The sequence below is a fragment of the Microbacterium sp. GW823-FHT02G05 genome, from assembly GCF_058797175.1.
The window spans coordinates 1,081,808-1,100,918 of the sequence record NZ_JBXAJK010000002.1; the positions used below are offsets into that span (position 1 = coordinate 1,081,808).

The 19,111-nt window shown below is 68.2% G+C and carries 17 protein-coding genes; 9 read left to right on the forward strand and 8 right to left on the reverse strand.

Going from position 1 to position 19,111, the window contains the following annotated elements:
* The first annotated feature begins 1 nt into the window (after position 1).
* The 3 genes from AC1REM_RS15130 to AC1REM_RS15140 all read left to right on the forward strand — a co-directional run bounded on the left by AC1REM_RS15130 (position 2) and on the right by AC1REM_RS15140 (position 4,746).
* A complete protein-coding gene (locus AC1REM_RS15130) occupies positions 2 to 1,426 on the forward strand; it encodes a dihydroorotase (protein WP_492515352.1) in 1,425 nt (474 codons plus the stop codon).
* Positions 1,427 to 1,437: 11 nt separating this feature from the next.
* On the forward strand, positions 1,438 to 2,931 hold the full coding sequence (locus tag AC1REM_RS15135; RefSeq protein WP_492515353.1) for an MFS transporter: 1,494 nt from the start codon (positions 1,438 to 1,440) through the stop codon (positions 2,929 to 2,931).
* Positions 2,932 to 3,099: 168 nt separating this feature from the next.
* Positions 3,100 to 4,746, forward strand: coding sequence for a thiamine pyrophosphate-binding protein (locus AC1REM_RS15140; protein ID WP_492515354.1), 1,647 nt, complete (start codon positions 3,100 to 3,102; stop codon positions 4,744 to 4,746).
* Between the two features lie 68 nt (positions 4,747 to 4,814).
* Here AC1REM_RS15140 and AC1REM_RS15145 read toward each other — a convergent pair whose 3' ends face one another.
* The gene (locus AC1REM_RS15145; protein ID WP_492515355.1) at positions 4,815 to 5,237 is read right to left on the reverse strand and encodes a rhodanese-like domain-containing protein; all 423 of its coding nucleotides are present in this window, start codon (positions 5,235 to 5,237) and stop codon (positions 4,815 to 4,817) included.
* A gap of 93 nt (positions 5,238 to 5,330) precedes the next feature.
* On the opposite strand from AC1REM_RS15145, the gene AC1REM_RS15150 reads away from it, so the two are divergent.
* Entirely contained in the window at positions 5,331 to 5,789 is a 459-nt protein-coding gene (locus AC1REM_RS15150) for an Lrp/AsnC family transcriptional regulator (RefSeq protein ID WP_492515356.1), read from the forward strand.
* A gap of 32 nt (positions 5,790 to 5,821) precedes the next feature.
* Entirely contained in the window at positions 5,822 to 6,670 is an 849-nt protein-coding gene (locus AC1REM_RS15155; protein ID WP_492515357.1) for a PhzF family phenazine biosynthesis protein, read from the forward strand.
* 15 nt (positions 6,671 to 6,685) lie between these two features.
* On the opposite strand, the gene AC1REM_RS15160 is transcribed toward AC1REM_RS15155, so the two are convergent.
* From AC1REM_RS15160 to AC1REM_RS15185, 6 genes are all read right to left on the reverse strand, one after another.
* Complete coding sequence (locus AC1REM_RS15160) at positions 6,686 to 7,066, reverse strand: VOC family protein (RefSeq protein WP_492515358.1); 381 nt, start codon at positions 7,064 to 7,066, stop codon at positions 6,686 to 6,688.
* A 58-nt stretch (positions 7,067 to 7,124) separates the two neighbouring features.
* Positions 7,125 to 7,763 carry a response regulator gene (locus AC1REM_RS15165; RefSeq protein ID WP_492515359.1) on the reverse strand — a complete coding sequence of 213 codons (639 nt, stop codon included), beginning with the start codon at positions 7,761 to 7,763 and terminating at the stop codon, positions 7,125 to 7,127.
* Positions 7,757 to 8,863 carry a sensor histidine kinase gene (locus AC1REM_RS15170; RefSeq protein WP_492515360.1) on the reverse strand — a complete coding sequence of 369 codons (1,107 nt, stop codon included), beginning with the start codon at positions 8,861 to 8,863 and terminating at the stop codon, positions 7,757 to 7,759. The genes AC1REM_RS15165 and AC1REM_RS15170 overlap by 7 nt, the downstream gene beginning before the upstream one ends.
* 13 nt (positions 8,864 to 8,876) lie before the next feature.
* A complete protein-coding gene (locus AC1REM_RS15175) occupies positions 8,877 to 9,632 on the reverse strand; it encodes an ABC transporter permease (RefSeq protein ID WP_492515361.1) in 756 nt (251 codons plus the stop codon).
* Positions 9,633 to 9,635: 3 nt separating this feature from the next.
* A complete protein-coding gene (locus AC1REM_RS15180; protein ID WP_492515362.1) occupies positions 9,636 to 10,589 on the reverse strand; it encodes an ABC transporter ATP-binding protein in 954 nt (317 codons plus the stop codon).
* A 73-nt stretch (positions 10,590 to 10,662) separates the two neighbouring features.
* Positions 10,663 to 12,531: an FAD-dependent monooxygenase gene (locus AC1REM_RS15185; protein WP_492515363.1), complete on the reverse strand. Its 1,869-nt coding sequence runs from the start codon at positions 12,529 to 12,531 to the stop codon at positions 10,663 to 10,665.
* A 171-nt stretch (positions 12,532 to 12,702) separates the two neighbouring features.
* Between AC1REM_RS15185 and AC1REM_RS15190 the strand changes: the two genes are divergently transcribed.
* The 3 genes from AC1REM_RS15190 to AC1REM_RS15200 all read left to right on the forward strand — a co-directional run bounded on the left by AC1REM_RS15190 (position 12,703) and on the right by AC1REM_RS15200 (position 16,095).
* The gene (locus tag AC1REM_RS15190; protein WP_492515364.1) at positions 12,703 to 13,404 is read left to right on the forward strand and encodes an IclR family transcriptional regulator; all 702 of its coding nucleotides are present in this window, start codon (positions 12,703 to 12,705) and stop codon (positions 13,402 to 13,404) included.
* Positions 13,405 to 13,496: 92 nt separating this feature from the next.
* Positions 13,497 to 15,023: an alpha/beta hydrolase gene (locus tag AC1REM_RS15195; protein WP_492515365.1), complete on the forward strand. Its 1,527-nt coding sequence runs from the start codon at positions 13,497 to 13,499 to the stop codon at positions 15,021 to 15,023.
* A gap of 121 nt (positions 15,024 to 15,144) precedes the next feature.
* Positions 15,145 to 16,095, forward strand: coding sequence for a DMT family transporter (locus tag AC1REM_RS15200; protein WP_492515366.1), 951 nt, complete (start codon positions 15,145 to 15,147; stop codon positions 16,093 to 16,095).
* 28 nt (positions 16,096 to 16,123) lie between these two features.
* On the opposite strand, the gene AC1REM_RS15205 is transcribed toward AC1REM_RS15200, so the two are convergent.
* Entirely contained in the window at positions 16,124 to 17,503 is a 1,380-nt protein-coding gene (locus AC1REM_RS15205) for an MFS transporter (RefSeq protein ID WP_204937894.1), read from the reverse strand.
* Between the two features lie 146 nt (positions 17,504 to 17,649).
* Between AC1REM_RS15205 and AC1REM_RS15210 the strand changes: the two genes are divergently transcribed.
* Positions 17,650 to 19,110: a fumarylacetoacetate hydrolase family protein gene (locus AC1REM_RS15210; protein ID WP_492515367.1), complete on the forward strand. Its 1,461-nt coding sequence runs from the start codon at positions 17,650 to 17,652 to the stop codon at positions 19,108 to 19,110.
* Position 19,111: the final 1 nt, after the last annotated feature.

The window sequence follows — 19,111 nt, forward strand, 5'->3', positions numbered from 1 at the left end:
CATGTTCGACCTGCTGCTCACCGGCGGACTCGTCGTCACGCCCGCCGGCGCCGAACGCCTCGACCTCGCCATCAAGGACGGCAAGATCGCGACGCTCGCCCTCGCCGGCACCACCCCCCTCGACTCCGCCGCCCGCGTCATCGACGTCACGGGCAAGCTCGTGGTGCCCGGCGGTGTGGACCCCCACGTGCACACGAACTCGGTGCTGCCCACCGCCGCCGAGAGCGGGATCAAGTGCTTCGGCGCCGACCGGGTCAGCGAAGGAGCGATCTACGGTGGCACCACCACTCTCGTCGACTTCGCGCACTGGCAGCCCGGTGATGATCTGGAGGACTCCTTCCAGCGCAAGGCCGCGGAGTGGAACGGTCAGACCTACACCGACTTCGCGCTGCACGGCACGTTCAAGGAGCCCGAGGTGCCGTTCGAGGTGCTCGAGCAGATTCCGGATGCGGTCGCGAACGGCCACGGCAGCTACAAGGTGTGGATGACCAACACGACTCCCACGCGCCCGCACCAGAAGACGGACCTCGGCACCATGTGGGGAATCATGGAGCAGACCGCCGCAGCCGGCGCCATGCTGGCCGTGCACGCCGAAGACGACGACATCGTCATGTACTCGTACAAGCGGCTGAAGCGCGCGGGCACGATCGGCATCGATCACATGCACCACGCGCACAATGTGCTCTCTGAACGACTCTCGTTCCAGCGTGCGATCACGCTCGCGCGGCACGTCGGAGCGGCGATCTACCTCATGCACGTCAGTGCCAACGACGGCATCCGCGCGATCCGCGACGCCCGCGGCGAGGGCGCGCCGATCTACGGCGAAATCCTTCCGCACTACGCGTACTTCTCCGCCGAGAACTACCGCGAGCCGCACGGCGCGATCTACCACACCTACCCGTCGCTGAAGGATGCCGACGACCGCGACGACATGTGGCCCGCGCTCATCGACGGCACGCTCAGCACCCTGGCGACCGACGGAGTCTGCACCGACTTCGACGTGAAGACCCGCGGCAACACGATCTACGACGCCACCGGCGGCCATGCCGGCGTCGAGATGCGAATGGCGGTCGCGTACACCGAGGGTGTCGCCGACCGCGGCTTGGAGCTCACGCGCTTCGTCGACCTCACCTCGGCGAACGCGGCCAAGATCCTCGGCCTGTACCCGCGCAAGGGGGCGATCGCCGTCGGCAGCGATGCCGATCTCGCCGTGCTCGACACCAACGTCGACCGTCGTGTCACCGCCGCTGACCTGCACGAGGCGGACTACTCGCCCTGGGAGGGCTACCGCGCCCGGGCGTGGAACACCCTGACGATCCTGCGCGGTGAGGTCATGGTCGAGGACGGCACCCTGCTGCTCGGACCGCGCGGAGAACTGCAGAAGCAGCGCGTCTCCTCCGACGTGCTGAACCGCCCGGCCTGCTGATCGGTGCGGCCATGAGCGCACCCGCAGCACCGCGCTCGGTGCGCATGCTCGTCGTGTGCCTCATGGCCTCGATGCTGGTCGTCTCGTTTAACCAGACGGTGCTCAACACCGCGCTGCCCACGATCGTGGCGGAGCTCGGTGGCCTTGACCGCATCGGCTGGATCTCGGCGGCGTTCGTGTTGACCACGGCGCTGACGATGCCCCTGGCCGGAGCCCTCGCAGACGTCGTCGATCGGCGGGGGCTCCTTCTGGGTGCGAGCGCGATCTTCGCCGTCGGCACGCTGCTCGGCGGCCTCGCCTGGAATCTCGATGCGCTCATCATCGCCCGACTCATCCAGGGCGCGGGCGGCGGGGCGGTCATGGTGCTGACGCAAACGATCATGGCGGCCTCCGTTCCCGCACGCGAGCGCGCCAAGTACGCGGGCGCCTTCGGGTCGGTCTGGGCGATCGCGACGACAAGCGGCGTGCTCATCGGAGGCTGGCTCACCGACGGCCCGGGCTGGCGCTGGCTGTTCTGGGGCACTCTTCCTCTCGTCGTCGTTGCGATGCTGCTCAGCCTCCGCTTCATCCCCCGCGAAGCGCCCTCCACTCAGCGGCTGGCCCCCGACCTCGCGGGAATGATGCTGCTCTGCATCGCCACGACGGCACTCGTGACCGCAACATCTGGCTCCCTGTCGCCAGAGTGGTCGTGGATGACGGCCGCGATCGGCGTCGGGGCGATCCTCGCCCTGGTCTTCGCCGAACGTCGCGCGGAGCAGCCGGTTCTTCCCGGAGTGCTCTTCCGCAGCCGCACGTTCGTGCTCGCCACCGTCGCCGGCATGCTCTGCAGCGGCGTCTCCTCCTTCGTGGTCCTGGCATATCTGCCGACGTTCGCACAGATGGTTCTCGGACTCTCCGCCTTCCAGGCCGGAACACTCCTGCTGCCGATGATCGTCGCGACGGTTGCGGCTTCCACGCTCACCGGCTTCGCCGTGACCCGCACCGGCCGCTACATCCTCATCCCCGCAGTCGGCGCAGGTGTCGTCGGCGTCGGCCTGATCCTGCTCGGCACGCTCACCGCAGACTCCACCCCCCTGCAGCTCGCGCTCTCTGCGGCGCTGCTCGGCGCGGGCATCGGCACGAACGTGCTGCTGCTCACCCTGCTCGCGCAGAACGCGATCCCCGCGCGCAACATCGGCGTTGCGACCGCCGCCAACAACTTCGTCCGCCAGGCCGGGGCGACCATGGGCATCTCGCTCATCGGTGTGGCGATCGCCGCACGACTCAGCACCGCGATGACCGACGCGCTGCAGGCGCGGGCGTTGAGCGCCCCCGACGGCCTGTCGTTCGCCGCGATCGCGCCGGAAGACCTGGCGGCGCTCTCCGCCCCGTATCAAGAGGCCATCGCCGAGGCGTACGCGGTGGCGATCCCTCCCCTGTTCCTGTTCCTCGCCCCGCTGGCGTTCCTGGCGATGATCATGATCGTCGCACTGGAACGGCGCCCGCTCGCCGACGGCAATGACTGAGACTCGCAGCCAGCCGCTGTTCGGTGCACCACTCGCTATGCTGGATGTGTCCGGCTGCCACGGCACCGGTGCCCGAAAAAGGGGCACGAAGCCCTCCGCGCAGAGAAGCGCGAGGCGAGACACATACGGAATCCCGCTGTTCTCCGTTCTGTCTTGAAAGGCTTTGCCATGCCCTCCGTGTCCGCACACGTCGCTCTCACCCTCGCCCGTCACATCGATGCCGTCTTCGGCGTCATGGGCAACGGAAACGCCTACTTCCTCGATGCGATCGAGAAGCAGACGGATGCCACTTTCACGGCCGTCCGCCATGAGCAGGGTGCCGTCGTCGCCGCGGATGCGCACTTCCGTGCCTCAGGACGCATCGCCGCCGCGACGTCCACCTACGGCGCGGGCTTCACCAACACGCTGACCGCTCTCGCAGAGGCCGTGCAGGCGCATGTCCCCCTCGTGCTCGTCGTCGGCGACGAGCCGACGTCGGGCCCGCGTCCGTGGGACGTCGACCAGATCGCGATCGCCTCGGCCGTCGGCGCGCGCACCTACACGGCCGGGCGGACGGATGCTGCCGCCACGACGATCATCGCGATCGAGCACGCCCTCACCTATCGTGTGCCGGTCGTGCTGGCGATCCCCTATGACGTCGCCTCTCTCGATGCGGGTCCTGTTCCGGAGGCTCCGGATCCCCGCGTTCCCGCCCCGCTCGCACCGAAGGGTGAGTACGCCGAAGGCATGATCGACGTGATCGCCGAGGCGCTGCGTGGGGCGACACGCCCCTTCCTGCTAGCCGGCCGAGGCGCATGGCTCGCGGGAGCCGGCGCCGCGCTCGGTGAGTTGGCCGCCGCGACGGGGGCGCTGACCGCCTCGACGGCACTCGGCCGAGGAATCTTCCCCGAGACCGGCTTCGATCTGGGAGTCACCGGCGGCTTCGGCGCCGAGGGCGCGATGGAACTCGTCCGTGAGGCCGACGTCGCCGTCGTGTTCGGTGCGAGCCTCAACCAGTTCACGATGCGCTTCGGCGCACTGTTCGCACCGGGAACCCGGGTGTTTCAGATCGACACGGCACCGGCAGCCACGCACGCGCACGTGGGTGGATTCGTGCGCGGAGATGCGCGCATCGTGGCGGAGGGCCTCGTCGCGCGACTCGGCTCTGTCGGCGGTTCCGGATGGCGCGAGAGTGTCGACATCGACGCTGCCCGCAGCTATGAGAAGGGCGACGATCTCGCCCCCGACGGCCGCCTCGACCCGCGTTCGGCCGCCCGCCGGATCGCCGAGCTGCTGCCGGAGGATCGCGTCGTCGTCTCGGACGGCGGCCATTTCATCGGCTGGGCGAACATGTACTGGCCGGTCGCCTCGCCGGACCGGATGATGATGGTCGGCACGGCCTTCCAGTCGATCGGACAGGGGTGGCCGAGCGTCGTGGGCGCGGCCCTTGCCCGCCGCGAGTCGACGGTCGTGCTCACGAGCGGCGACGGCGGCGGACTCATGGCCATCGCCGACCTCGAATCTGCCGTGCGCGCTGCCGCCGGTCGCGGCATCGCCGTGGTCTGGAACGATGCCGCCTACGGCGCAGAGATCAACCTGTACGGCCTGAAGGGTCTCGCAGAGGGGCCGATGCGGATCCCGGAGGTCGACTTCGCCGCGTTCGGTGCGGCCGTCGGCGCCGAGGGCGTCGTCGTGCGCACGCTCGCCGACCTCGACCGTCTCGCTGCATGGACGCAGGAAGATCCCTCGATCCGCCGTTTCCTCCTGCTCGATCTGCGCATCTCCGGGGACGTCATCGCTCCGTACCAGGAGGAGATCATCCGCATCAACAGCTGACTTTCAAGGAGCGATGTTTGCCGTCGAATCGACAAGAACACAGCAAACATCGCTCCTCGAACGGGACGTTATGCCGCAACCGGGCCGGTGAGCGGGTCGATCTCGCGGCGCGAGCGACCGTCATCCGTGGCGATCGCCAGCCCCTCCCGCGCCCAGTACTCGAATCCGCCGATCAACTCTCGGACGCGCGTGTAGCCGAGCGTCGTCAGCGTGAGGGCGGCTCGGGTGCTGCCGTTGCATCCGGGCCCCCAGCAGTAGACGACGATCTCGGCATCGCGATCCGGGGCGACTTCGGCGGCACGCTCAGCCAACTCGTCCGACGGCATGTGCACGGCGCCCGGGATGCGGCCCTGCCGCCATCCGGCAGCGCTGCGCACGTCGATCACGAGCGGCGCACGTCCTTCCGCGCGGGCGGCGGCGAGGTCGGAGGGGTCCGTCTCGAAGGCGAGTTTGGCGGCGAAGAACGCGGATGCTGTGAGGGGATTCTGCATGCTTCTATCGAAGCGCTGCACTCCGCCACGGGGAAGGGTCATGCCACGGCATCCGCTCCACTGAGCCCCGAGATCGACGGTAATCTGACGCGCATGCCGTCGAATCCACGCCTCGACCTCGATGCCACCGATCATGCGATCATCGGACAGCTGCAACAGGATGGGCGGATGTCCGTCGCCCAGCTCGCGCGCGAGGTCTCGCTCTCCGCGAGCGCCACCGCCGAGCGCGTCCGCCGACTGACCGAGGGCGGGGTCATCACCGGCTACTCCATCACGGTCGATCCCGAGGCACTCGGCTACACAGTGACGGCTTTCGTGCGACTCGCGTATCCCTCAGGCAACTACAAGCCCTTCGATGATCTCGTCGCGGCCACGCCCGAGGTCGTCGAAGCGCATCATGTGACCGGCGCGGACTGCTTCATGATCAAGGTCCACGCGCGCTCCATGCGCGACCTCGAGCGCATCACCGGAAGGCTCGCCACGCTCGGCGGAATCACCACGAGCGTGGTCTACTCCAGCCCCGTCCCGGGCCGCCACATCGGCCCCGCCTAGCCTGGCGCGCCGCATCCGTTATGCTCCTCGCCATGGTGGATGCTCCCGAGATCCTGCGCTACAGCGCTTTCGCCGCGACGCCCGAAGGCGGCAACCCGGCGGGAGTCGTGCTCGATGCGCGCGGGCTCAGCGAGCAGGACATGCTCCGGATCGCCGCCGAGGTCGGCTACTCGGAGACGGCGTTCGTGACGGGCCAGGCGGCGGATGCGCCGGTGCCGCGGTATCGCGTGCGGTATTGGTCTCCCGCGGCGGAGGTGCCGTTCTGCGGTCACGCGACGGTCGCGACCGCCGTGGCGCTGGCCGAGCGCGTGGGCGCAGGGCCGCTGGTCTTCGACACGAATGCCGGGCCGGTCGCGCTCAACACCGCAGAGCAGGATGGATCCGTCGAGGTGTCGTTCACAAGTGTCGAGCCTGAGGTCCGCGAGATCGACGACGTAGTACTCGATCACCTGCTCCAGACGCTCTCGCTCACGCGGAGCGACCTGGACCCGCGGTTTCCGCCGCGCGAGGCGTTCGCGGGCAACTGGCATCCGGTTCTCGTCCTCGCCGATCGCGAGCTCTTCCACCAGTTCCGATTCCCGCCGGCGGAGGTGGCGACTCTCATGCGCGCGCAGGGCTGGCTCGGCACCGTGACGGTGCTGCACGCCACCGGGTCCGCGGAGTTCGCAGCTCGCAACCTCTTCCCCGTCGGGCGCATCACGGAAGACCCGGCGACCGGCTCCGCTGCCGCGTCCGTCGGTGCCTATCTGCGGGAGCTTGACTACCCGGAGCGGTCGGTGCGGATCCATCAGGGCGCGCACGTCGGACGACCGAGCCTGCTGACCGTGGAGATTCCCGACACGGGCGGGATCACCGTGTCCGGCGGCGCAACCCGCCTCTGACATCTGCCCCGGGGTTCAGCTCACCGCCGAGTAGTCGGGCAGCTCTTGGAGCGTCCAGGTGTTGCCGTCCGGGTCGTCGAAGGTGACGAACCGTCCCCAGGCCTGATCGTCGACGCCCTCTGCATCCACGCCGAGACCCCGCAGGTGTGCAAGCGCCTCATCGGCGTCCGGCACCACAACCTGGATCGTGTTCTGCTGCCCCGGTTCCAGGTCGAGGCCGAGCCCCGTGCCGAAGGCGATCGAGCACGCCGAGCCCGGCGGCGTCATCTGCACGAAGCGCAGACCATCCATCGGGGTCTGGTCATGGTCGGCGTGGAAGCCGATCTTCACGTAGAAGTCCTTCGCCCGGTCGACATCCGTGACCGGCACGAAGATGAGTTCGATCTTCCAGTCCATCGCGCACCCTTTCGGTTGGGAACCCCCCACGAGGCAAAAGAGTACGTCGCGACCGGACTCAGATCCACCCCTTGTCCTGCGCGATGCGGACGGCCTGCGCACGGTTCGCGGCGCCGGTCTTGCCGATCGCAGCGGAGAGGAGATTGCGCACCGTACCCGCCGAGAGGAACACCTCCGCGGCGACAGCACTGGCCGAACGCCCATCGGCGGCCAAGCGGAGCACCTGTCGTTCCCGATCGCTGAGCGGATTCATCCCCTCGAAGAGACTCTCCTCCGCCAGCGCCGGGTCAACGACGCGCAGCCCGGCATGCACGCGCCGCACCGCCTCCGCGAGCTGCTCCGCCGGGGTGTCTTTCACGACGAACCCGCTGGCGCCGGCGTCGAGCGCCGCACGCAGATACCCCGGCCGCGCGAACGTCGTGACGATGAGCACACGGGTCGAGGGATGCGCCGCGCGCACGCGCCTGGTCGCGTCGATGCCGTCCATGTCGGGCATCTGGATGTCCATGAGACAGACATCCGGCTGCAGCGCCGCCACCATCTCGACCGCCTGAGCGCCGTCGGCCGCGACGCCTGCGACCTCGAGGTCATCCTCCAGCGCGAGCAGCGCCGCCAGCGCGCCGCGCACCAACGCCTGATCGTCGGCGATCACGAGGCGGATCGGGGCGGGCGTCACCTCCGGCATCCGGCTCACCATGACAGCTCCACTCGCGTGCCCGCGTCACGACCCGGGGCGATCACGAAGCCGGCACCGGCCGCCGCAGCGCGTTCCCGCATGCCGGCGACGCCGCTGCCACGACCTGTGTATCCGTCCATCCCTCGCCCCTCTGCCCCGCGACCATCGTCTTCGATCACCAGCATCCCCGGCTCGATCGTGATCGTCGCCGCCGTCGCCTTCGCATGACGCAGCACGTTGGTCACCGCTTCGCGCAGGATCCACCTCGCCGTGAGCGCCTGCGCCGGCGAGAGTGCGTTCGTCTCCCCCACGACGCGCAGGGTGACCCCCGCCGCACGCAGAGCGTCGTGCGCCGCGGCGACCTGCTCGACCAGGGTTGTCGCCCGCACTCCCGAGACGGTGGCACGCACGCCCGCGATCGCCTCAGCGGTGAGCGCTTCGATGTCGGCGAGCTCGGTCTTCGCACGCTCCGGATCGGCGTCGATCAGACGCCGCGCGAGCTGTGCCTTGAGCTGCACCACGGTCAGGGAGTGGCCGATCAGGTCGTGCACGTCCCGCGCCACCGCCTCGCGCCCCTCACTGGTCGCCAGCTCCAGCCCGAGCGCCTCGGCCTCCGCCGAGCGGATGATCAGCCAGGTCGAGACGGTGTTCACGACGCCCAGCAGAACCACGATCGCGAGCACGCCCGAGTACGCGAATCCGCCGGGGATCAGCAGCACGCACACAGCCGCAACCGCAACCGCCGTGATGGTCGTGATCCAGTGCGCGAGGCGCGTCAGCCCGTACGAGGCAAACGACATGATGAACGGCAGAAAGCTCAGGCTGCTCGCCCCTGCGGCGGGCGCGCAAGCGATCGCACAGAAGATCAGTACGGCGAAGATCGCCCACTGCCCGCGTGCGGGTGTTGCACCGATCCCCCCACCCGCACGCAGGCCGCGGATGAAGCCGACGACGTAGACCACTGCGAAGGCGACGAGCGCGACCCACCCGACGACGATCCATCCGAGCGCCGCTTCCGAGCGCACGAGAGCGATCAGCGGGTAGATCAGGAAGACCATCCAGACGACAGCCATGAGCCATCCGTAGCGCTCCCACACGTTCTTCACTTCGGGCGCGGTCATACGTCCAACCTACTTACTGGCGCCCTCGCGAGCGCTTCACGCCGGCGAACACGAGCAGCGCGAAGAGCACCACCCACACCACAACGCTCAGCAGCACGGCCCACAGCGGGTCGGTCTGCCCTGTCGTCAGGACGCCATCGGTGAGCGGCCACCGACTCAGAGCAACGAATCCGTACAGCGGGCTGAAGCGCGCGATATCGAGCATGATGCCGTCGAGGGGCATGAACACGTTGCCGAAGAAGGCGAAGAACGTCATCGAGATCGAGGCGAGTGCCGCAGCGGAATCGGCGTTGAAGAAGAGCCCGACGCCGAGCCCGAACAGGCCGTACATCAGGCCGAGCCCGAGGATGATGCCCGCGGCCGCCGCCCACCGCCAGAGGTCGTCTGCCTTAGCTCCGGTGAGTGCGCCGGTCGTGAAGACAGCAACCAGCGCGAGTGCCGAGAACGTCACGGCCGTGAGGAGCTTCGTCGCGGCGTACCCCGCGGTGCTCAGCGGGGTCATCGCGAGCTGACGCCCCCAGCCCTGTTTGGATTCCGCGGCAGCCAGCGACGTCAGCGAGCTCATCGCGACCGCCGTGCCGTACGCCGCCATCGACACCATGACGTAGAAGGAGACGTTGCCGTGACCGGCCGATTGGCTGCCGTACGCGGCACTCGCTCCGAAGAGCACATACATGACCACCGGCATCGCCAGAGTGAAAGCGAGTGTGTAGGGGTTGCGCAGCTGGCGGACGCCCTCGATGCGCAGCATCGTCGCAGAGATCGACATGGTTCAGTCCTCCGTCAGCGCCGTGAAGGCGGTCTCGAGTGTGGGTGCGGCGATCTCCAGATCGCGGGCTCCGGATGCCAGCAGCAGGGCCGCGATCGCATCCGAGTCCGTGGTGCGCAGGGTGAGCCGGTCTGCATCCACCCGCATCTCCGCGATGTCGACGCGCGTGCGCAGGGTTGCAGCGATGTCGCTGGATGTCTCCGTCGGCAGCGTCGCGCCAACCGTTCGCGCACCCAGCCCTGCGCGGAGCTCTGCGGTCGGCGCATCCGCGACGACCTTCCCTCGGTGCATCACGACGGTGCGGCGTGCGAACTGCTCGGCTTCTTCGAGGTAGTGCGTCGCGAAGATGATGGTGCGGCCCGCATCCGCATCCGCGCGCATGACGTCCCAGAAGCGGCGCCGCGCCGTCACATCCATGCCCGCGGTCGGCTCGTCGAGGATGAGGATGTCGGGATCCGCAGCGAGAGCCAGTGCGAACTTCACACGCTGCTGCTCACCGCCGGAGCACTTCGCGACGCGACGACGAGCAAGGTGCGTGAGGTCGGCGCGAGCCATGACCTCGGGCACGCGCGCCAGTGCATCACGACCGTAGAGCGAGGCGATGAGCTCGACCGTCTCGCGCACGGTGAGGTCGGACAGCAGTCCTCCGGTCTGCAGCACGGCCGCGATCGAACCGGCCTTCGCCGCACGCTGGGGTGTTCCACCGAGCACCTGGACGATACCGTCGCTGGGGTCGGTGAGACCGAGCAGCATGTCGAGCGTCGTCGTCTTGCCTGCGCCGTTGGGGCCAAGCAACGCGACGATCTCACCCTGGTGGATCGTGAGGTCGACCTTGTCGACGGCCTGCACCCGATGGGATCCGGTGCCGTAGTGGCGACGCACGCCGCGCAGTTCCACGACCGCCGGGGCGCTCGTGGTCCGCGTCGGCTGCGGCCGGAGAGGGGATGTTGTGGTCATGCATCCAGCCTGGCCAGAAGCGCGGGCGGATGCTGTGGGCCGGTGTCACGCGTTCGACATGACACGTGTCATCTCACGCGGGAAGCAGCGCTCCCGCGAAGAAGGCAGCGAGTCCCTCCGTGTCCGTCAGCGGCAGAACCGCAGCGACGTACTGGTCCGGACGCACGACCACCACGACGCCGTCACGAGAGAGCTCGCGCTCGACGAAGATGTCGGAGGCCACCCATGCCGACGGTGCGGCCGCGTAGACCTTCTCCCAGTCGGTGAGCTCCAATGGTCCGGTCTTCGGCAGGAAGAGCTCCGGCACCGCGGTGATCTCGAACTCGTCGTAGCGCTGCTGATAGATCGCCTTGACGTCGAAGATCGCATCGATGTCGGCATCCGCGGGAGTGAAGCGCCCGACCGTCTCGGTGAACGCCGTCGCCCAGGATGCCAGCGCCTCTCCGCTCTTGTCCGCGAACGCGTAGACGCGCCAGCGTCCGTCCGCGCGCGCGTGGTGTCCGAGATGCACGGCGTTGCCGTCACAGACGCGGGTGACCTCGACCGACTTGAAGCGCTTGCCGAGCGGGAAGCCCGCTGCGAGCTGCTGTGCCGAGTCGGCCGCCACGATCATCGAGTCGCCGTACTGCGTCATGAAGCCGGAGGGGAACTCGGCGGTGCCGAGGTAGAAGGTCGCGAGCTCCGTCGGGTCGGAGATCTCCTCCGGCTTGCGCGCCATGAGCGTGGACCACTCGCGGTCGAAGTCGATGAGCTGCTGCGCGACGGGGTGGCGCTCTTCGGAGTACGTCGACAGCAGCGCCTCGGAGCTGCGGCCCGTGAGCACATAGCCGAGCTTCCAGCCGAGATTGAAACCGTCCTGCATCGAGACGTTCATTCCCTGTCCGGCCTTCGCGCTGTGCGTGTGGCAGGCATCGCCCGTGAGGAAGACACGAGGCGCGCGGTCATCGCCCGGCTCCGAGTCGTCGAAGCCATCAGTCACGCGGTGCCCGACCTCGTAGACGCTGTGCCAGGCGACCTCCTTCACGTCGAGCGTGTAGGGGTGCAGGATGTCGTTCGCCTTCTGGATGACCGCCTCGAGCGGGGTGTGTCGCACCGTGCGGTTGTCGTCCTCCGGCACCTCGCCGAGGTCGACATATACGCGGCTGAGGTACCCGCCCTCGCGCGGGATGTGCAGGATGTTTCCCGCCTCAGCGTTGATCGCGCACTTGGTGCGCCAGTCGGGGAAGTCGGTGTTGACGAGTACATCCATGACGCCCCAGGCGTGCGCCGCCATGGCGCCCACGTGCGTGCGTCCGATGGACCTGCGCACGCCGCTGCGCGCGCCGTCGCAGCCAACGACGTACTTGGCGCGGACCGTGCGCTCTTCGCCGGCACGCTCCCCCGCCACGTAGCGCACCTGCACCTCGACGGGGTACTCACCCTCGTCGTGCACCGTCAGGTCGACGAACTCGATGCCGTAGTCGGGCGCGATGCGACCAGGGCCGTGCACGGCCGCCTCGGCGAAGTAGTCGAGGACGCGAGCCTGATTCACGATCAGGTGCGGGAACTCGCTGATCTTGAGGCCGTAGTCCTCCGTGCGCGCAGTGCGGATGATCTCAGCCGGGTTCTCGGGGTTGGGGCCCCAGAAGTTCATCCAGCCGATGTTGTACGCCTCGGCGACGATGCGCTCGGCGAACCCGAAGGCCTGGAAGGTCTCGACGCTGCGCGGCTGGATGCCGTCGGCCTGTCCGAGTACGAGGCGTCCTTCGCGACGTTCGATGATGCGGGTGCTGACGTGAGGGAACTGCGACATCTGCGCGGCCAGCAGCATGCCTGCAGGGCCAGATCCGACGATCAGGACGTCCATTTCATCGGGAAGCTCCGGCGAACGTTCGATGCCGAGACCGGCAGCGTCCTGCACGCGGGGGTCTGCGGATACGTAGCCGTGGTGGTGGAACTGCATCGTCGCTTCCTTCCTCAGACCTCTCCGTCTGAGTCGTCCTGTCACAGGTCTTGCACGAACGCCCTGCGTGTTCTATATTCGAACACGCAGTTCTACTATTGAACGATAGTACCGGATGGCGGGACGACCCGGCAAGATCGCCCTGCGCATCCGCGTCGCCGAAGGAGCACCGTGGCCACGCCAGTCCCCGCATCACAGACCCTCAGCCGCGGCATCCGCATCCTCGAGATCCTCGCCGAAGCGCACGCCGCACTCACGATCGACGAGATCGCAGTCCGACTCGACGTTCACCGCTCGGTCGCCTATCGCCTCCTGCGCACTCTTGAGGACCACCGGCTGGTCGCCCGTGACGCCGCCGGGCTGGTCTCGCTCGGGCCCCGCATGGCCGCACTTGCCGCCGGCGTCGCTCACGACCTGCAGTCCGAAGCCCTCCCCGAGCTGACCGCCGTGGCGAATGAGCTCGGCATGACCTGCTTCCTCGCAGTCCTCGATGGCGACGAGTGCATCACGCTGGCCAGCGTCGAACCGCGTCACGCAGTCGCGAGTGTCGCGCAGCGCCCCGGAGCGCGGCATTCGGTCACCGTCGGAGCGCCGGGCAAGGCGATCCTCGCCCAGCTCCCCTCGTCTCAGTGGCCCGCCGAGACCGCACCGCACACGACCGACGACGTAGCGCAGGTGCGCACACAGGGGTTCGCCACGAGCCACGACGAGGTGATTCCGACCGTACGCTCGGTCGCGGTCCCGCTCGCCCTGCGCGGACAGCGCCCCGCCGCGATCGCCGTCGTGCATGTGGCGTCCGCACACGACGATCGCGAGATCGCCGAGCGCCTTCAGCAGTCAGCTCAGGCGATCAGCACATCTCTCGGCAGCTGATACCGGTCCGGTAACGGGCGTTCAGCAGCCACATCACGCGCGCTAACGTGGACTCATTGCAAGATTGCACTCTGTCCATAGTTAGGTTGCGCATGACCACCCCCACTCCCCGTCGCCGCGGCACGATCGCCGTGTCTGCCGTGACCGCGGTCCTCACGGCGCTTGCCCTCGCGGGCTGCACATTCGGCCCCGAGGAACAGGCCGCGAGTGTCCAGCAACAGACCGACTTCCCGAGCGTCTATGCACAGGAGATCGCGTGGGGCGAGTGCGACGAGAGCTTTGGGATGCCCGAGCCGTTAGCCCAAATGCTCGCCGACCGGGGCGCCCCGGTCGAGAGCTTCCGGTGCGCCATGATCGACGTGCCGCTCGACTGGAACGACCCGAGCCGCGACGAGACGGTGAAGCTCGCGATCTCCCATCTGCCCTCACCCTCCGGCGACGCGAAAGAGACGCTGTTCAGCAACCCCGGCGGACCCGGACAGAGCGGGCTGAGCCACGCGTTCACCCTCACCGCGACCGAGGGATTCGCCGACGTCTACGCCGCGTATGACCTGGTCGGAATCGACCCGCGCGGCATCGGACTGAGCACGCCGGTGGTGTGCGAGTCCGTCAGCAGCATCCGGAGCGTCGATCTCGCCACCTGCGCCGACGCCAACCCCATTGCACACTCGATGGGCACATCGCAGGCCGCCCGCGACATGGAGCTCGTGCGTGCGCTGATCGACGCGGAGCGCTTCAACTATCTGGGCTACTCCTACGGCACCGTCCTGGGCGCGACCTACTCGACGCTTTTCCCTGAGCAGGTCGGACGGATGCTCCTCGACGGCGCCATCGACAGCGAGTGGAGCTCGCTCACGGGCAACTTCGACCAGGCCATGGCGATCGTCGGGGCCCTGTCTCAGCTCTTCAGCGACTGCGAGACGCTCTACGAGCAGACGTCGTGTCCGATCGCCGACCCCGACGCGCTGAACACCGTCAAGAATCAGCTCGATGGCGCACCGCTGGTGGCCTCGGACGGCACCCCCGTGCCGGGTGAGATGTTCCTGCACTACCTCATCTCGGGGCTCTATCAGGCGGATGCCGGGCGCGAGATCGTCCTTGATGTCAGCAGCCGGGCACTCGCCGGCGAACAGATGGCGATCGACTTCCTCGCCGAGCAGATGGCGGGCGGCGGCGCAAAAGTCAGCCTGGCGGGAACCTTCGTCAAGTGCCACTCCTTCCCCGCCGACCCTGACATCCCCGGTTTTCTCGCACACATCGAGGACACAGAGATTCCGGCACTGTTGAACGGCCCGGGTGTCACCGACGCGGTGCTGCGCGAGCACGTCGACCTCTCCTGCTTCGCTCTCGCGGAGAGCGGTGATGACATCACCGACAGCTTCACCGGACCAGACGGCGACCCTGTCCTGGTCATCGGCATCACCGGTGACCATGCGACCCCCTATGCCCGCAGCGAGAGCCTGGTGCAACAGCTCGGAAACGCCCACCTGCTGACACTGGAGGGCAATGGGCACGGCGCCTCCTTCCAGGGGCGCTCGACGTGCGCCGACGACGCCGCGACGGCATATCTGCTCACCGGCGCGCTGCCGGCCGACGACCTCATCTGCACCGACGACTGAGGCCTCCGCAGTCCGGCCAAGTTCAGACATGCCTCGTCCGAAATCCGCCAGTCTCGCGTCCACCCGGGCGCGAGACTGAGTGCGGAGCACACGTGGCGCTCCGCAAGTGGAAGGAGCCCCGGTGAACCGTTCAGAGACTGTACAGCCCCCGCGTCGGCGCATCCTTGTGCAGTTCGTACTCCTGGCTCTCACCTGGGGCTCGAGCTTCCTGTTCATCGCGGTCGCTCTGACGGCACTCTCACCGGCCCAGGTCGTCCTGGGAAGACTCACGGTCGGCGCCGCCACACTGGGACTGATCTGCCTCGTCACCCGACGACGACTGCCCGCATTCGGAATGGTGTGGGCCCACTTCTTCGTCGTCAGCCTGCTGCTCTGCGTGATCCCATTCCTTCTGTTCGCCAGCGCACAGCAGGAGATCTCGTCCGGGCTCGCCAGCATCTACAACGCCACGACACCGCTGATGACCGTGTTGATCGCCTGGGTCGCGCTCCGCTCCGAGCGGCTCACCACGACCACGCTGATCGGCGTCGTGCTCGGCTTCCTGGGCGTGCTCGTCGTACTGGGCCCCTGGAACGGACTCGGCACCGGGACGCTGCTGGCGCAGGTCTCCTGTCTCGGCGCCACAGCCAGCTACGGCGCCGCCTTCGTGTACCTGCGCAGATTCATCTCACCCCGCGGCATCGACCCGATCGTGGCGGCCACGATGCAGGTGGGAATCGGCGCGGTCGTCATGGTCGCGCTGGCGCCATTCATCGCCCTCTCCCCGGTGTCTCTCACGATTCCGGCCGCCGCCGCGCTCATCGCACTGGGCGCGCTCGGCACAGGCGTCGCCTACGCGTGGAACACCAGCATCGTCGGCGCCTGGGGCGCGACGAACGCATCCACCGTCACCTATCTCGCCCCCGTCGTCGGCGTGACCCTCGGCGCCCTCGTCCTCGCTGAGAGCGTGGAGTGGAACCAGCCGCTCGGTGCGCTGATCGTCATCGCAGGCATCGCGATCTCCCACGGACGGTTCCGTCTGCCGAGACGACGAGGCGCCACCCCCGATCGAATTCGCGTGCGCGAACGATGACCGGGAATGGCGCCTCGATACGACTGGCCTAGGCCTTGGCGAGCCCGTAGATCGGGCTGACCGACTGCTCAGCCTCGTGGTCGGGACCGAGCGGGATACCCGAGCGGTCGCGCAGCAGCAGCGTCGCGATGAGGCCGAGCACGGTCATGCCCGCCAGATACCAGGTGACCGCCTCGGTCGAGCCGGTGGCCTGCACGATGGCCGTGGCGATCGTCGGCGCGAACGCACCGCCCGCGATGGCGCCGATCGCGTACGAGATCGAGACACCGGAGAAGCGGATGCTGGCCGGGAAGAGCTCGGTGTACAGCGCCGCCTGCGGTCCGTAGGTGAATCCGAGACCGATCGTGAGGATCGCGAGACCCGCGAAGAGCAGTCCGACATCGCCCGTGTTGACCAGCGGGAAGAGCGTGAACACACCGACGAGCTGCATAATCCACCCCGCGATGTAGGTGTTGCGCCGCCCGATGCGGTCGCAGACCCAGCCCGCGACAAGTGTCGAGATCAGCCAGGTGACAGCCGACCCGGTCACCGCCCAGAGCACCGGGCCGCGCTCCATCGCCAGCGCCCCTTCGGGGTTCGTGGCGTATCCCTGAATGTAGCCGCCCGTGGTCATGTAACCGACCGCGTTGTTTCCGGCGAAGACGAAGGCCGCGATGATGACGAGCAGCAGGTGCTTCTTGAACAGCTGCACGATCGGCATCTTCGCCTCTTCCTTGCGCTCTGCGAGCTCTGCGAAGACGGGGCTCTCCTCGACCTTGCGGCGCACGTAGTAGCCGACGAGGATCAGCACGACACTCAGCAGGAACGGCACACGCCAGCCCCAGATGAGGAACTGGTCGCCCGGGGCGATCGCAGTCATGATCGCCATGACGCCCGAGGCGAGGAGCAGACCGAGCGGAACACCGATCTGCGGCGAGGCACCGAAGATGCCGCGCTTCTTCTTGGGGGCGTGCTCGACGGCCATGAGCACAGCGCCGCCCCACTCACCGCCGGCCGAGATGCCCTGCAGGATGCGCAGCAGCACGAGCAGGATCGGGGCCGTGATGCCGATGGCCTCGTAGGTGGGAAGCACGCCGATGAGGGCGGTGGCCGCGCCCATCAGGATGAGCGTCCACATGAGCACGACCTTGCGGCCGAGCTTGTCGCCGAAGTGTCCGGCGAGGAACGCGCCGAGCGGGCGGAACAGGAAGCTCACACCCACCGTGGCGAAGGCGATCAGAGCGCTGTTCGCGCCGAGCGGCGCGAAGAAGAGCTGACCGAAGACCAGGCCGACGGCCGTGGCGTAGATGAAGAAGTCGTACCACTCGACAGTGGTTCCGACAACAGTGGCAAAGACGACGCGGCGGCGATCTTTCGTCGCTGCGATGGTGCCTGTGGGCGTGAACCCGGGATCTGACTGCCCGCTCATGGGGTGTCTCCTTACGTGTGACTTCGTCGTCGTCACGGCGTGCTGTTTGCTTGCCGAGGGGTGACACGATGATATATGATTTCGAATACGACGCACAACAGGCGTCTGCACGGCAGAAATCTGCACTCAGCGCGAGGAGGCGCCCCGTGACGGAATCGACCAGTCGACCCGGCAAGATCATCGCGATCCATCTGAACTACCCGTCGCGCGCCGATCAGCGCGGCCGCCGCCCTGCAGCCCCCTCCTACTTCTTCAAGCCCGCGAGCTCCCTCGCCGCCACCGGCGGCACGGCCGAGCGCCCCGCCGGCACCGAGCTCCTCGCCTTCGAGGGGGAGGTCGCCCTCATCATCGGCACGACGGCCCGCTGGGTCAGCGTCGACGATGCGTGGAGCCACGTAGCATCCGTCACAGCCTCGAACGACCTCGGCCTCTACGACCTGCGCGCCAACGACAAGGGATCCAACGTGCGCAACAAGGGCGGCGACGGCTACACGCCGCTCGGCCCCGAGCTCATCGACGCCCGCACCGTTGATCCGACGAAGCTGCGCGTTCGCGCCTGGGTCAACGGCGAACTGCGCCAGGACGACACCACGGCCGACCTGCTCTTCCCGTTCCCGCAGCTCATCGCCGACCTCTCGCAGCACCTCACGCTCGAACCCGGCGACGTCATCCTCACCGGCACGCCCGCCGGGTCCTCGGTGATCGTGCCCGGCGACGTGGTGGAGATCGAGGTGGATGCTCCGGACGCACCCGGCGCACCGTCCTCCGGACGTCTGCGCACGACCGTGACGCAGGGCGAGCGCACCTTCGACCCCGCCGTCGGGTCGATGCCCTCGGTCGACGATCTGCAGCGCGAAGAGGCGTGGGGCTCCCGGGAAGAAGCCGGCCTGCCGCCCGTCCCCGCGACCTGGACCCTCTCCGCCGAGATCCGGGCTCAGCTCATGGATGCTCCGACCGCAGGCCTGTCGGCACAGCTGCGTAAGCGCGGCCACCACTCCTGCTTCATCGACGGTGTCTCTGCGAACATCGACGGCACCAAGATCGTCGGCACCGCGAAGACGCTGCGCTTCGTGCCCTTCCGCGAAGACCTCTTCAAGAGCCACGGCGGCGGGTACAACGCGCAGAAGCGGGCGTTCGACGCCGTGGAAGAGGGCGAGATCATCGTGATCGAGGCCCGCGGAGATGCGAGCACCGGCACGCTCGGCGACATCCTCGCCCTGCGTGCCAAGGCGCGCGGCGCCGCAGGCGTCGTGAGTGACGGCGGCGTGCGCGACTTCGCGGCCGTCGCCGAGATCGGGCTTCCCGTCTTCTCGCAGGGGGCGCACCCCTCCGTCCTGGGACGCAAGCACGTGCCGTGGGACGTCGACGTCACCATCGCCTGCGGCGGTGCCGCCGTGCAGCCCGGTGACGTCATCGTCGGCGACAGCGACGGTGTCGTCGTGATCCCGCCGCACCTCGTCGAAGAGGTCGTCGCCGAGGCCCTCGCGCAAGAAGCGGAAGACGCCTGGATCGCCCTACAGGTCGAGGCGGGGAACCCCGTCGACGGACTGTTCCCGATGAACGCCGAGTGGCGCGCGAAGTACGACGCCCGCGACCAGGAGGCGTGAC